The 13117-nt window shown below is 64.1% G+C and carries 8 protein-coding genes; 1 reads left to right on the forward strand and 7 read right to left on the reverse strand.

The features are described 5' to 3' along the window. Nucleotides 1-4 precede the first annotated feature (4 nt). Nucleotides 5-4738 (reverse strand): glutamate synthase-related protein, encoded by a 4734-nt coding sequence (locus tag CGR01S_RS00295; protein ID WP_042421191.1) that lies wholly within the window; start codon nucleotides 4736-4738, stop codon nucleotides 5-7. Between the two features lie 190 nt (nucleotides 4739-4928). Continuing rightward, entirely contained in the window at nucleotides 4929-5636 is a 708-nt protein-coding gene (locus tag CGR01S_RS00300) for a transposase (protein ID WP_042421193.1), read from the reverse strand. A 161-nt stretch (nucleotides 5637-5797) separates the two neighbouring features. Between CGR01S_RS00300 and CGR01S_RS00305 the strand changes: the two genes are divergently transcribed. After that, nucleotides 5798-6127: a BON domain-containing protein gene (locus CGR01S_RS00305; RefSeq protein WP_169742438.1), complete on the forward strand. Its 330-nt coding sequence runs from the start codon at nucleotides 5798-5800 to the stop codon at nucleotides 6125-6127. On the opposite strand, the gene CGR01S_RS00310 is transcribed toward CGR01S_RS00305, so the two are convergent. The 5 genes from CGR01S_RS00310 to CGR01S_RS00325 form a co-directional block, all read right to left on the reverse strand. Next, the gene (locus CGR01S_RS00310) at nucleotides 6099-7031 is read right to left on the reverse strand and encodes a class I SAM-dependent methyltransferase (protein ID WP_042421199.1); all 933 of its coding nucleotides are present in this window, start codon (nucleotides 7029-7031) and stop codon (nucleotides 6099-6101) included. The two genes, CGR01S_RS00305 and CGR01S_RS00310, sit on opposite strands and share 29 nt — an antisense overlap. Nucleotides 7032-7056: 25 nt before the next feature. Next, nucleotides 7057-8235, reverse strand: coding sequence for a deoxyguanosinetriphosphate triphosphohydrolase (locus CGR01S_RS00315; RefSeq protein ID WP_042421202.1), 1179 nt, complete (start codon nucleotides 8233-8235; stop codon nucleotides 7057-7059). 57 nt (nucleotides 8236-8292) lie between these two features. Further along, nucleotides 8293-9393 carry a 3-dehydroquinate synthase gene (gene aroB, locus CGR01S_RS00320; protein WP_042421205.1) on the reverse strand — a complete coding sequence of 367 codons (1101 nt, stop codon included), beginning with the start codon at nucleotides 9391-9393 and terminating at the stop codon, nucleotides 8293-8295. Between the two features lie 106 nt (nucleotides 9394-9499). After that, entirely contained in the window at nucleotides 9500-10978 is a 1479-nt protein-coding gene (locus CGR01S_RS16255) for a pilus assembly protein N-terminal domain-containing protein (protein WP_084690496.1), read from the reverse strand. A 25-nt stretch (nucleotides 10979-11003) separates the two neighbouring features. Next, nucleotides 11004-13106, reverse strand: a complete 2103-nt coding sequence (locus CGR01S_RS00325) for a type IV pilus secretin PilQ (protein ID WP_439644715.1) — start codon at nucleotides 13104-13106, stop codon at nucleotides 11004-11006. Between the last annotated feature and the right edge of the window lie 11 nt (nucleotides 13107-13117).

Genomic DNA, 13117 nt, shown 5'->3' on the forward strand with positions numbered 1-13117 from the left:
GAGGTTACTTGGCGGGAGCTGCTTCTGTTTTAGGAGCTACTACCGCAGGTGTGGCCTGTTCTTCCAGCACTTTTCTTTCATAAATTTCCGACAGGGCGCGCTTGTACTCGGTCGGGAAGACCTTGACGAACTTGCTGCGCGAGGCGGCCCAGTTGTCCAGGATCTCGCGTGCGCGCTTGCTGCCCGTCCAGCGGCTGTGGTCCTCCAGCAGCTTCTTGAGCAGGGCCTCGTCCGTCTGGTCGCGGTGCCAGGTGCCGCGGTCCGTGCTGGCCATCTGTTCGTCGGCCGGCTGGATGCGCTCGAGCCGCACCATGGCCAGGTTGCAGCGCGAGTCGAAGCGGCCGTCCTCGTCGTAGACGTAGGCAATGCCGCCGCTCATGCCGGCGGCGAAGTTGCGCCCGGTCTTGCCCAGCACCACCACGGTGCCGCCGGTCATGTACTCGCAGCCGTGGTCGCCCACGCCCTCGACCACCGCCGTGGCGCCGGACAGGCGCACGGCAAAGCGCTCGCCCGCCACGCCGGCGAAGAAGGCCTCGCCGCTGGTGGCGCCGAACATCACCGTGTTGCCGACGATGGTGTTGGCCGCTGCGTCGCCGCGGAACTCATGGCTGGGGCGCACGATGATGCGCCCGCCCGACAGGCCCTTGCCGGTGTAGTCGTTGGCCTCGCCGGTGAGGTTCAGCGTGATGCCCCTGCACAGGAAGGCGCCGAAGGACTGGCCGCCCGTGCCCTCGAAGTGGATGCGGATGGTGTCGTCCGCCAGCCCCTCGGGGTGGGCCTTGGTCACCGCGCCCGAGAGCATGGCGCCCACGGAGCGGTTGACGTTCTTGGCCACCTCCATGATGCGCACGGGCTCGCCCTTGTCGATGGCGGGCCGGCAGCGCTCGATGAGCTTGACGTCCAGCGCCCTCTCCAGCGCGTGGTCCTGCGCCTCGACGTGGTAGCGCGCCACGTCGGCAGGCACCTGCGGCTGGGCGAACAGGCGCGAGAAGTCCAGGCCCTGGGCCTTCCAGTGCTGCAGCCCCTTGCGCGTGTCGAGCAGCTCGGTGCGGCCGATGAGCTCGTCGAACTTGGCGATGCCGAGCTGGGCCATGATCTGGCGCACCTCTTCGGCGACGAAGAAGAAGTAGTTCACCACATGCTCGGGCTTGCCCGAGAACTTGGCGCGCAGTTGCGGGTCCTGCGTGGCCACGCCCACGGGGCAGGTGTTGAGGTGGCACTTGCGCATCATGATGCAGCCCTCGACCACCAGGGGCGCGGTGGCGAAGCCGAATTCATCGGCGCCCAGCAGCGCGCCGATGACCACGTCGCGCCCGGTCTTCATCTGGCCGTCGGCCTGCACGCGGATGCGGCCGCGCAGGCGGTTCAAGACCAGGGTCTGCTGGGTTTCGGCCAGGCCGATTTCCCACGGGCTGCCCGCATGCTTGATCGAGGACCAGGGCGAGGCACCCGTGCCGCCGTCATGCCCGGCGATCACCACATGGTCGCTCTTGCACTTGGCCACGCCCGCGGCGATCGTGCCCACGCCCACCTCGGACACCAGCTTGACCGAGATGTCGGCGTGCGGGGCCACGTTCTTCAGGTCGTGGATGAGCTGGGCCAGGTCTTCGATGGAGTAGATGTCGTGGTGCGGCGGCGGCGAGATCAGGCCCACGCCGGGCACGGAGTGGCGCAGTTGGCCGATGTAGTCGGACACCTTGCCGCCGGGCAACTGGCCGCCTTCGCCGGGCTTGGCACCCTGGGCCATCTTGATCTGGATCTGGTCGGAGGAAGCCAGGTACTCGGCCGTGACGCCGAAGCGCCCCGAAGCCACCTGCTTGATCTTGGAGCGCAGGGAGTCGCCGTCCTGCAGGGGGATGTCGGCCTGCACCTTGTCGCTGCCGATGATGGAAGCCAGGGTCTCGCCCTGCTGGATGGGTATGCCCTTGAGCTCCTTGCGGTAGCGCCTGGGGTCTTCGCCGCCCTCGCCCGTGTTGCTCTTGCCGCCGATGCGGTTCATGGCTACGGCCAGGGTGGCGTGCGCCTCGGTGCTGATCGAGCCCAGCGACATGGCACCGGTGGCAAAGCGCTTGACGATCTCGCGCGCGGGCTCGACCTGGTCCACGGGAATGGCCTGCGCCGGGTCGAACTTGAACTCGAACAGGCCGCGCAGCGTCATGTGGCGCTTGCTCTGGTCGTTGATGAGCTGGGCGTATTCCTTGTAGGTGCTGAAATTGCCCGAGCGCGTGGAGTGCTGCAGCTTGGCGATGGCGTCGGGCGTCCACATGTGCTCCTCGCCGCGCGCGCGCCAGGCGTATTCGCCGCCGGCGTCCAGCATGGTTTCGAGCACCGGGTCGTCGCCGAAGGCGGCCAAGTGCGTGCGGATGGCTTCCTCGGCGATCTCGAACACGCCGATGCCTTCCACGCGGCTGGCGGTGCCGGTGAAGTATTTCTGCACCGTGTCGCTGTTGAGGCCCACGGCCTCGAACAGTTGAGCGCCGCAGTAGCTCATGTAGGTGGACACGCCCATCTTGGACATGATCTTGGACAGGCCCTTGCCTATGGCCTTGATGTAGTTGTAGATGGCCTTGTCGGCAGACAGCTCGCCGCTCAAGTCCTTGTGCATGTCGGCCAGCGTCTCCAGCGCCAGGTAGGGGTGGACGGCCTCGGCGCCATAGCCTGCAAGCACGGCGAAGTGGTGCACCTCGCGCGCCGTGCCGGTCTCGACCACCAGGCCGGCCGTGGTGCGCAGGCCCGAGCGCACCAGGTGCTGGTGGATGCTGGATAGCGCCAGCAGCGCGGGAATCGCCACCTGCGTGGCAGAGAGCAGGCGGTCGCTGATGATCAGGATGTTGGCGCCGCCCTTGATCTCATCGACGGCCTGCGCGCACAGCGAGGCCAGCTTGGCCTCCACGCCCTGCTTGCCCCAGGCGAGCGGGTAGGTGATGTCTATGGTCGCGCTCTTGAACTTGCCGTGCGTGTACTGCTCGATCTGGCGCAGCTTGGCCATGCCCTCGAAGTCGAGGATGGGCTGGTGCAGCTCCAGGCGCATGGGCGGGTTGACCTGGTTGATGTCCAGCAGGTTGGGCTTGGGGCCCACGAAGGACACTAGGCTCATGACGATGGCCTCGCGGATCGGGTCGATCGGCGGGTTGGTCACCTGCGCGAACATCTGGCGGAAGTAGTTGTACAGCGGCTTGTTCTTGTCCGAGAGCACGGCCAGCGGGCTGTCGTTGCCCATGGAGCCCACGCCCTCCTCGCCGTTCTTCGCCATGGGCGCGAGCAGGAACTTGATGTCCTCCTGCGTGAAGCCGAAGGCCTGCTGGCGGTCCAGCAGCGGCAGCTCGGATGCCGCCGGCGGCACAGCCGGCTCGCCCACCTTCACGTCGTCGAGCTTGATGCGCAGGTTCTCGATCCACTGCTTGTAGGGCTTGGTGTTGACGATGTTGGCCTTGAGCTCGTCGTCCTCGATCAAGCGGCCCTGCTCCAGGTCGATGAGCAGCATCTTGCCCGGCTGCAGGCGCCATTTGCGCACGATCTTGCCGTCCGGCACGGGCAGCACGCCGGCCTCGGAGGCCAGGATCACCAGGTCATCGTCCGTCACCACGTAGCGCGAGGGGCGCAGGCCGTTGCGGTCCAGCGTGGCGCCGATCTGGCGGCCGTCGGTGAACACTATTGAAGCGGGCCCGTCCCAGGGCTCGATCATGGCGGCGTGGTATTCGTAGAACGCACGGCGGCGCTCGTCCATGGCCTCGTGCTGCTCCCAGGGCTCGGGGATCATCATCATCACCGCCTGGCTGATGGGGTAGCCGGCCATGGTGAGCAGCTCCAGGCAGTTGTCGAAGGTAGCCGTGTCGGACTGGCCGGCGAAGCTGATGGGGTAGAGCTTCTTGAGGTCCTCGCCCAGCACGGGCGAGGCCATCACGCCCTCGCGCGCCAGCATCCAGTTGTAGTTGCCGCGCACGGTGTTGATCTCGCCGTTGTGCGCCACGTAGCGGTAGGGGTGGGCGAGCGGCCACTCGGGGAAGGTGTTGGTCGAGAAGCGCTGGTGCACCAGACCAATGGCCGAGACGCAGCGCTCGTCCGCCAGGTCCTTGTAGTACACACCGACCTGGTTGGCCAGCAGCAGCCCCTTGTAGACCACGGTGCGGCTGCTCATGCTGGGCACGTAATACTCTTTGCTGTGCTTGAGCTTGAGCGCCTGGATGGCGGCGCTGGCGGTCTTGCGGATCACGTAGAGCTTGCGCTCGAGCGCATCCTGCACGATCACGTCGGTGCCGCGGCCGATGAACACCTGGCGCAGGATGGGCTCCTTCTCGCGCACGGTGGGCGACATGGGCATGTCGCGGTTCACCGGCACGTCGCGCCAGCCCAGCAGCACCTGGCCTTCGGCCTTGATGGCGCGCTCCATCTCCTGCTCGCAAGCCAGGCGGCTGGCGTGCTCCTTGGGCAGGAAGATCATGCCCACACCGTATTCGCCGGCCGGAGGCAGCTCCACGCCTTGGCGGGCCATCTCCTCGCGGTAGAGCTGGTCGGGGATCTGGATCAGGATGCCCGCGCCGTCGCCCATGAGCTTGTCGGCGCCCACGGCGCCGCGGTGGTCCAGGTTCTCCAGGATCTTGAGCGCGCCGGTGACGATGTCGTGCCGCTTCAGGCCCTTGATATGGGCCACGAAGCCCAGGCCACAGGCGTCGTGTTCATGGCTGGATGCATACAGGCCGTGCTGTTGCAGGTGCTGGATTTCGGCTGCCTGGGTCATGGCGCGCTTCCTCAAAAATTCGCAGGGAAGCGAAGATTAATGCATTACGTCATGCACCGCAAGCATAGCTACATGTTTTTAATTGGGGTCAGATACAAATTTCAATCTCTATTTTTCACAAATTCATTAATTAGGGACATATTAAATTGATAGCTGCTGACGCTTGTCGGACTGCGCCTGGAGCGCTATTTCATTCGGCTTTTTCAACCTGCGCGGTGACAGATGGCCTGCCAGGGCGCCCCCGGCTCATGCGGCGGCCGGTACGCGCCTGCAGCGCGGCGATGAAGTCCGGCTCGCCCAGCGCCCAGCCGGTGTGGGTGTGGTGGCCCAGTTGCACGCTCTCCTGGGTACCTATGCCGGCCTGAACCAGCGCGGCATAGGCCGACTCGCGTGCAAACGGGGTATTGCCCAGGGCCCAGTACAGCGCATGCGGGGTCACCAGCGCATCGGCCTGCTGCCCCACGCTGCACAGATGGCTGGACCAGCGGTACTGCGCCGGCAGCGCCACCATGCCCGCACGCACGGGGTTGAGGTCGATGTAGACCATGCAGGCCAGCAGATAGCGCTCGGACTGCACGATGGCCGAGCGGTAGCGCCCCTCCCACAGCGTGCCCGTGCGCCCATGGCGCCGGTTGAAGTAGCGCACATAGGCGCGCCCCACGGCCTGCATCATCTGCGGCAGGCCGGTTTCTGTCTCGGGCGTGACCAGCAGGTGGAAGTGGTTGTCCATCAGCACGTAGGCATGGACGGCAACCCGCTGTGCCCGCGCATGCTCGGCCAGCAGCTCCCGCATGCGCTCGAAATCCTGCGCATCGATAAAGATACGCTGCCGGTTGGTGCCGCGCTGGATCACATGGTGCGGAAAACCGGGGATCGTGAGGCGCGGCAGGCGGGCCATGGTCAAGCTCCTTGGGGTGCAGGCGGCCGACGGGCCGGGCCCTCATTCTGTGGGACAGGGTCCCACGCGGGCCGGGTCGCATTATGGTGCACGCCTGTCCACAGGCGCCGCAGCGGATGCTATGCTGCAGACCTTTCCAACCCGTTCGACCGGACTCCTTTATGCCCTCCTCTCGCATCTTGTTGGCCGCCGGTATGCTGGCCTTGACCGGGCTCACCGCATGCACCAGCCATGGCATGTATGGCACGACCCAACACCGCCAGCACCAGGCGTTCAAGATCGACGGAGATACGGCGGCCCGGGTGCAGGCGCGCATACAGGCGGACAACCGCCTGCCACTGCGCTACACCGTCGCAGTGAACGCGAAAGACGGCATGGTCGAATTGCTCGGTGAGGCGCGCAGCGCCGAAGAACGCCAGCAGGCGGAGGCCATCGCCTCCAGCACATATGGCGTCACCCAGGTCAAGAACCTGATGACCCTGCGCCGCTAGAGGCGCTTTCGGGTTCCGCGCGCAGGCCAAAGCGCTGGCCCAGCGCCTGCTCCAGGCCGAACTCGCGCAGGATGGCCTGCAGGCGCTCTGCGGCGCTGCGCTTTTTCTGGCCGGTGTAGCGCGCGAGGATCAGCTCGTTCTTCAGGCTGTGCTCCCAGCCCACGAGTTCGGTCACCGTCACCTGGTAGCCCTGGGCCTCCAGATAAAGGCAGCGCAGCACATTGGTGATCTGGCTGCCCAGTTCGCGCGTGTGGATAGGATGGCGCCACAGCTCGGCCAGCGGCGTGCGCGCCAGTTGCAGGGCCTTGTTCTGGCGCAGGCAGGCCGCCACTTCGGCCTGGCAGCAGGGCACCAGCACCATGGCCCGGGCCTGCTTTTGCAGACCAAAGGCAATGGCATCGTCCGTGGCCGTGTCGCAGGCGTGCAGGGCCGTGACCATGTCAAAGCGCTCCGGCAGCTCCTGGGCCTGGGCGGCCTGGGCGGCCGAGAGGTGGAGAAAGCTCATCCGCTCAAACTGCAGTTGCCGGGCCAGCGCACGCGAGCGTTCCACCAGTTCCGCCCGGGTCTCGATGCCGTAGATATGCCCGCGCCCCAGGTCTTTGAAGAACAGGTCGTAGAGGATGAAGCCCAGGTACGACTTGCCCGCCCCATGGTCTGCCAGCAGCGGCGCATGGCCCTGGGCGGCAAATTCCTGCAGCAGGGGTTCGATGAACTGGTAAAGGTGGTAGACCTGCTTGAGCTTGCGGCGCGAATCCTGGTTCAGGCGCCCATCGCGGGTCAGGATGTGCAGCTCCTGGAGCAAAGGCACCGATTGCCCGGGCCGCAGTTGCGGCAGTTGTTCGTGCAGGTCCGGCCGGGCGGTGTCGCCGGTGGCGGGTGAATGCTTGCGCAGCGCTTTTTTCATGGTGGTGGGTCCTGGCGGGAGGTCTTCAGCCCGCGCCCAGCAGACGCTGGCCGGTGAGCGCCTCGTGCTCCTTGGCGGCGAAGCGGTCGGTCATGCCCGCAATGAAGTCTGCCACGGCGCGGGCGCGCGCCTCCTGGCTGGGGGCTTGCGCCCAGCGCTCGGCGAACTCCGGTTTCATGCTCTGCGGCTGCTGCATGTAGGCCGCAAACAATTCCTGCACCACCTGGCGCGCGCCGTCGGTGGTCTGCACCACCTGCGGGTGGCGGTAGAGGTTGGCAAAGAGAAAACGCTTGAGCCCCTGGGACTGCTGCTGCATCTGCGGGCTGAAGCGCACGAGCACGGGCATCTGGCGCACCGCGTCCACATGCGCTGGCGCGTGCTCGTCCAGGGCCTGCCGGGTGGCATCGATCACGTCATAGACCTGGTCGCTGAGCATGCGCCGTATGGTCTCGTAGAGCAGGCGGCGCCGCTCCCCGGCTCCCGCCAGCGCCGGATACTCGGCCAGCGCCTGGACCCGGTAGCGCTCGAACAGGGGCACGTCCTGCAACTGCTCCAGGCGCAGCAGACCGGAGCGCACGCCGTCGTCGATGTCGTGCGCGTTGTAGGCAATCTCGTCGGCCAGATTGCACAACTGTGCCTCCAGGCTGGGTTGGCGGCGCTGCAGAAAGCGCGCGCCCACCCCGCCGGGCTCCTGCGCCTCCAGCTGCGCGGCGTGGGCGGCGGAGCAGTGCTTGAGTATGCCCTCGCGCGTTTCGAAGCAGAGGTTCAAGCCGTCGTACTGCGGATAGCGCTGCTCCAGGTGGTCCACCACCCGCAGGCTTTGCAGGTTGTGCTCGAAGCCGCCGTACCCAGCCATGCAGGCGTTCAGGGCGTCCTGCCCGGCATGGCCAAACGGGGTATGCCCCAGGTCATGGGCCAGGGCGATGGTCTCGACCAGGTCCTCGTTCAGGCGCAAGGAGCGCGCCACGGAGCGCGCCAACTGCGCCACTTCCAGCGAGTGCGTGAGCCGGGTACGGAACAGGTCGCCCTCATGGTTGAGGAACACCTGGGTCTTGTACACCAGCCGCCGAAACGCCGTGGAATGCACGATGCGGTCGCGGTCGCGCTGGAACGGCGTGCGTGTGGGCGCAGGAGGCTCGGCAAAGCGGCGCCCGCGCGAGCGCTCTGGGGCGCAGGCGTAGGGCGCGAAACAGCTTTCAGACATCAAAAACGCAGCGAACAAGCATCTGACAATCGCCAGTAGCTATATTTTAGATAGCAATCAGGCGCAACACGCATCGATGACCTCGCGCACCAGGGCATCGGCCACCGGCCTGAGCACGGCCTTGCCCGGACCGTCGATGAGCACGAAGCGGATCTCGCCCGCCTCGGCTTTCTTGTCCACACGCATGAGCTCCAGGTAGCGCCCGGCGTTGTCCCGGGCGTCGAGCACGGCGCCGCGTACCGGCAGCCCGGCGCGCGCGATCAGGCGGCGCAGGCGCTGCACCAAGGCGGCATCGGCCATGCCCAGCCGCTGCGACAGTTCGGCGGCCATGACCATGCCCGCCCCGACAGCCTCGCCGTGCAGCCAGGCACCGTAGCCCAAACCCGCCTCGATCGCGTGCCCGAAGGTGTGGCCGAAGTTCAGGATCGCACGCAGCCCCGCTTCGCGCTCGTCTTGGCTCACCACCCAGGCCTTGATCTCGCAACTGCGCCGCACGGCATGCGCCAGGGCGCCGTGCTCACGCGCCAGCAGCGCGTCCATGGAGGCCTCAAGCCAGGCCATGAATTCCATGTCGGCGATCGGACCGTACTTGATGACCTCGGCCAAACCCGCCGACAGCTCCCGCTGCGGCAGGGTATCGAGCGTCGCCAGATCACAGACCACCAGGCGCGGCTGGTAGAACGCGCCAATCATGTTCTTGCCCAGCGGATGGTTGATGCCCGTCTTGCCCCCCACGCTGGAATCCACCTGCGATAGCAGCGTGGTCGGCACCTGCACAAACGGGACGCCGCGCATGTAGCACGCCGCGGCAAACCCCGTCATGTCGCCCACCACGCCGCCGCCCAGGGCAAACAGCACCGTCTTGCGATCACAGCCGTGCTGCAGCAGGGCATCGAAGATGAGGTTCAGGGTTTGCCAGTTTTTGTGCTCTTCGCCGTCGGGGAGTTCAAGAACATGCACCTTGGGGTAGCGCTTGGCTAAACCGCGCACCCAGTTCTCCGCATAGAGTGGTCCGACCACCCGGTTGGTGACGATCAGCGCGCTGGATGCCTCTGGCAACGCAGGATGGCTGTGCACGACCTCCAACATCCGGGGAAGAACCAGAATGTCATAAGAACGTGCACCAAGATCAATGGAAACAGTATCTGGATGATTCATTGCTCAGACGGGTGATGGCATGACATGGCTTCACAGAAAACAGCAAACCCCGGTATCCCGGGGTTTGCTGCTCAGATACCAGCACTGCAGCGGCAGTGCTGGTGGGTCACCTGACCGTGACCGTCACATCGGCAGAGAGGGTGGGGTTATTGGCATCCCGCACCGTCACCGTGACTGTGACCGGCGCTCCCAGCGGAGCTGCCACTGTACCACCCTTGATCGTCAAGACATTGCCAGCGACCGTGGCCGTTGCAAGCTGCGGATCGGAAGATGTCACGACATACGTGCCAGAGCCGCCCGTGATCACCACGTTGTTGGACGTCGCTGTGTTCACGCCATCCTCGACATTGACTGCAACCGCCGCCGGAGTGACTGCCAAACCCGCATTGCCACAAGCCGGACCGTTGTCCTTGATGACGACTTGAGCCGTGCCCGTGGAGCGCATGGAGTCGACGACCGTCACCGTGATCTCTGTGTCACCCGGCACGCAGCGTGTCCCACCCGTTCCAGTGACGAGGCGCACCTTGGGGTTGGTAGTGCATCCGGCCGTTTCGGGGCGCAGGTATGTTGGATCAGATGTAAAGATACACACTTCCCCGACCGCACCAAAAATAGTGAAATCGATGGGCTGCGTGTCATTCTCCGAAATGACGATGGCGCTGGGCGAGAAACGGATACCCGTGGTCGCCGTATTGACTTCCACTTCAATCTTCACCGTCTGCCCCGTAGCGTCTGCCACTGTGACATCCAGTTTCGATGCCAGCAGCCCCTCAATTTCCAACTCATCGCCGCGAATCGTCGCTTTGATAGCCGCAGGTATTCCACCCGCGACCTTGTAAGGAGGCTGGCCACCGGAAATCTTTCCAATCGCTTTGAGCCCAACAGGAACCGTCAGCTTATCCGGAGATATTCTCAACTCTGGGGCACCCACATTCACGGCAATACCTTTGGTCCTCCCAGCCGCATCGCGAATGACGACAGCAGTTTCCCCGATCGCGACACCGGTGATCTTCCATTGCTTGGCAGAGACCATTTCTACACGGGCCACGTTGGTGTCCGCTATGGTCACCGTATAAGGTGCACTGCCACCGCCAAGGTCAAAAGTACGCGCCGCATCTGCACCAACGCCAAGGGTCAGCGCATCGGGAGCCGATGTGTACAAATCGACAGGTTCAGGCGGATCTGTCCGGACGTAGAAAGTGATCTGCTTGTCATCTGCGTCGCGGACCGTGATTTTCGTTTGCTTGGGCCCGTCAACCCAAGAAACCACGAAGAGATCCGAAGCCTCCGTGTCACCCACCTTGGCCCAAGTCAACCCCACGACACCTGTTTCTTCCACATTCACCAGATAGCTGCGTTTCTCCGTGCCGCTGGCACCGCCTTGAGTACGCCCCCCAGTGATCTTGAAGAGCCGCCCCTGATTGGCCCGGATTCTCACCGGATTGGCGAGAGTGCCTTCGCCCGCCGGCACGTCCACACTGAACGGTAGCGTCCCTATGGGCTCGCCACCCGAGCCGCCCCCGCCACCGCAAGCGGTAAGAAATGCCACCATCAGCAGCGTCAGAAATTTGAATAGTATCCGCATTGCTTTTCCTATCACTATCTAAAAATCATCGCACGGATACACGGTCCGTGATCACCTTGGGGGTAATAAAAACCAGCATTTCCCTCTTCTTGCTTTCCTTGTTGGTGGTCTTAAACAAATTTCCTAGAACAGGCACATCTCCCAGAAATGGCACTTTTGTTTCTCCGTCGGTCTCTTCAATTTCAAAAATACCACCAATCACCACCGTACCGCCATTCTCTACCAACACCTGTGTTTTCACTCGCTTGGTATTAATGGCACGAACGTTCTGCAATATCTCTCCCGGACTATCCTTATTTACCGTCAAATCCATGATGATATTTCCCTCAGGTGTAATCTGGGGAAGAACTTCCAATTTCAACACGGCTTTCTTGAATGCAATGACCGTGGCCCCGTTGGGCGCAGTCACCGGATACGGAAACTCCGTTCCTTGCTCGATCTCTGCCTTGGTTTGATCGGCAGTCACCACCCGTGGGCTCGATACCACCTTGCCTTTGCCATCCGCCTCCAAAGCAGAAATTTCCAGATTCAAAAATCGATTGGCTGCGGAATTAAAAATGGAAATCGCAAAACTTCCCGGGTCATAGCCTCCGATAGCCTGGGCCGGCATATTGATAAAATTGCCCAGCGGATTAACCGCACCTCCAGCGCCAGTGCTTGCCACTACATTGCTGTAGCTGGTTCCAAAGCCGATCCGATTTCCACCGGTGGCACCATATCCACCATCACCCCCGCGATTGGCACGCAAGTCCGTCGCACCCAGCCTGACCCCCAGCGACCGCCCGAACGTATCCGAGGCCTCCACGATACGCGCCTCGATCATCACCTGGCGCACCGCCACGTCCAGCGACGCAAGCAGTTTGGTAACCTCTTCCAGCTTGCTGGGCGTATCGGTCACGAAAATCTGGTTGGTGCGGGGCTCGGCAATCGCCGTGCCGCGCTCGGAGAGAAAGCGGTTGCTGGTACTGCCCGTGCCACCGCTGCTGGTGGTGAGCTGGGTCACCATGTCCACTGCCTTGGCATAGTTGAGCTGGAAGGCCTGCGTACGCAGGGGCTCCAGCTTCTGGATGGTCTGCGCCGCTTCGAAATCCTTCTTGGTGCGCTCGTCGATTTCATCCTTGGGGGCGATCCAGAGCACGTTGCCCGTCTTGCGCATGCCCAGGCCTTTGGCATCCATGATGATTTGCAGGGCCTGGTCCCAGGGCACGTCCTGCAGGCGCAGGGTCATGGCACCGGTGACCGTGTCGGAGGTCACGATATTGGTGTTGGTGAAATCGGCGAACACCGCCAGCAGCGAGCGCAGCTCGATGCTCTGGAAGTTGAGCGACAGCTTCTCGGTGCTGTAGCCTGGCCCCTGGCTGAGCTTGTTCAGATCCACCTTCTTCTGACGCACCTCGACCACGAACTGGTTGTCGCTCTGGTAGGCGCTGTGCTCCCATTCACCCACAGGCTCGATGACCATGCGCACCTTGTCGCCCTGCTGGGTGGTGGTCACCATCTGTACCGGGGTGCCGAAATCGGCCACGTCAAGTTTGCGGCGCAACCCCTCGGGCAGCGAAGAGCGGATGAACTCCACCGTCAGGCCCTTGCCCTGCTGGCGCAGGTCCACGCCGACCTGGTTGCTGGCCAGGCCCACCACGATGCGCCCGGCGCCATCGGGCCCGCGTCGGAAATCCACATCCTTGATCGGCATGATGTCGGTAGTGCCGCTCTCAGCAAACACCGCGGGCTGAGCTGCCTGTGCGGCCGCAACCGCCGCCACGGGGTCGAGCTGGATGAGCACGGATTTGCCTTGCAGCTCCGCGCGGTAGGAGGTCGGCTGCTTGAGATTGAGCACCACACGCGACCGCCCACCCGCCTGCACCACATTGATGGACTTCAGGTTGCCCTGGTTCACCTCCACCGCCGACCGGCCCATGGCATTGGTCGCTCCAGGGAAATCCAGGGCGATGCGTGCAGGGGCCTGGGTGGCAAAACCGTTGGGAACGGCAGCCAGGGGCTCGGACAAATCGATGCGCACCACTTCAGCGCCCGCCTGCAGCGAGCCCATGACGGACTGGATGGCCGTCTCTGCCCAGGCCGCCGTGGCGTGCAGGGTACAGGCGGCCACCAGGGCGCCGCCTTTCATCCATTGCATGA

The organism is Comamonas granuli NBRC 101663 (genome assembly GCF_000739995.1).
Taxonomy (GTDB): domain Bacteria; phylum Pseudomonadota; class Gammaproteobacteria; order Burkholderiales; family Burkholderiaceae_C; genus Simplicispira; species Simplicispira granuli.

Excerpts from the sequence above, each read along its gene's own strand:
- CGR01S_RS00295 (WP_042421191.1), bottom strand. The coding sequence starts at position 4,738 with ATGACCCAGGCAGCCGAAATCCAGCACCTGCAACAGCACGGCCTGTAT.
- CGR01S_RS00300 (WP_042421193.1), bottom strand. The coding sequence starts at position 5,636 with ATGGCCCGCCTGCCGCGCCTCACGATCCCCGGTTTTCCGCACCATGTG.
- CGR01S_RS00305 (WP_169742438.1), top strand. The coding sequence starts at position 5,798 with ATGCCCTCCTCTCGCATCTTGTTGGCCGCCGGTATGCTGGCCTTGACC.
- CGR01S_RS00310 (WP_042421199.1), bottom strand. The coding sequence starts at position 7,031 with ATGAAAAAAGCGCTGCGCAAGCATTCACCCGCCACCGGCGACACCGCC.
- CGR01S_RS00315 (WP_042421202.1), bottom strand. The coding sequence starts at position 8,235 with ATGTCTGAAAGCTGTTTCGCGCCCTACGCCTGCGCCCCAGAGCGCTCG.
- aroB (WP_042421205.1), bottom strand. The coding sequence starts at position 9,393 with ATGAATCATCCAGATACTGTTTCCATTGATCTTGGTGCACGTTCTTAT.
- CGR01S_RS16255 (WP_084690496.1), bottom strand. The coding sequence starts at position 10,978 with ATGCGGATACTATTCAAATTTCTGACGCTGCTGATGGTGGCATTTCTT.
- CGR01S_RS00325 (WP_439644715.1), bottom strand. The coding sequence starts at position 13,106 with ATGAAAGGCGGCGCCCTGGTGGCCGCCTGTACCCTGCACGCCACGGCG.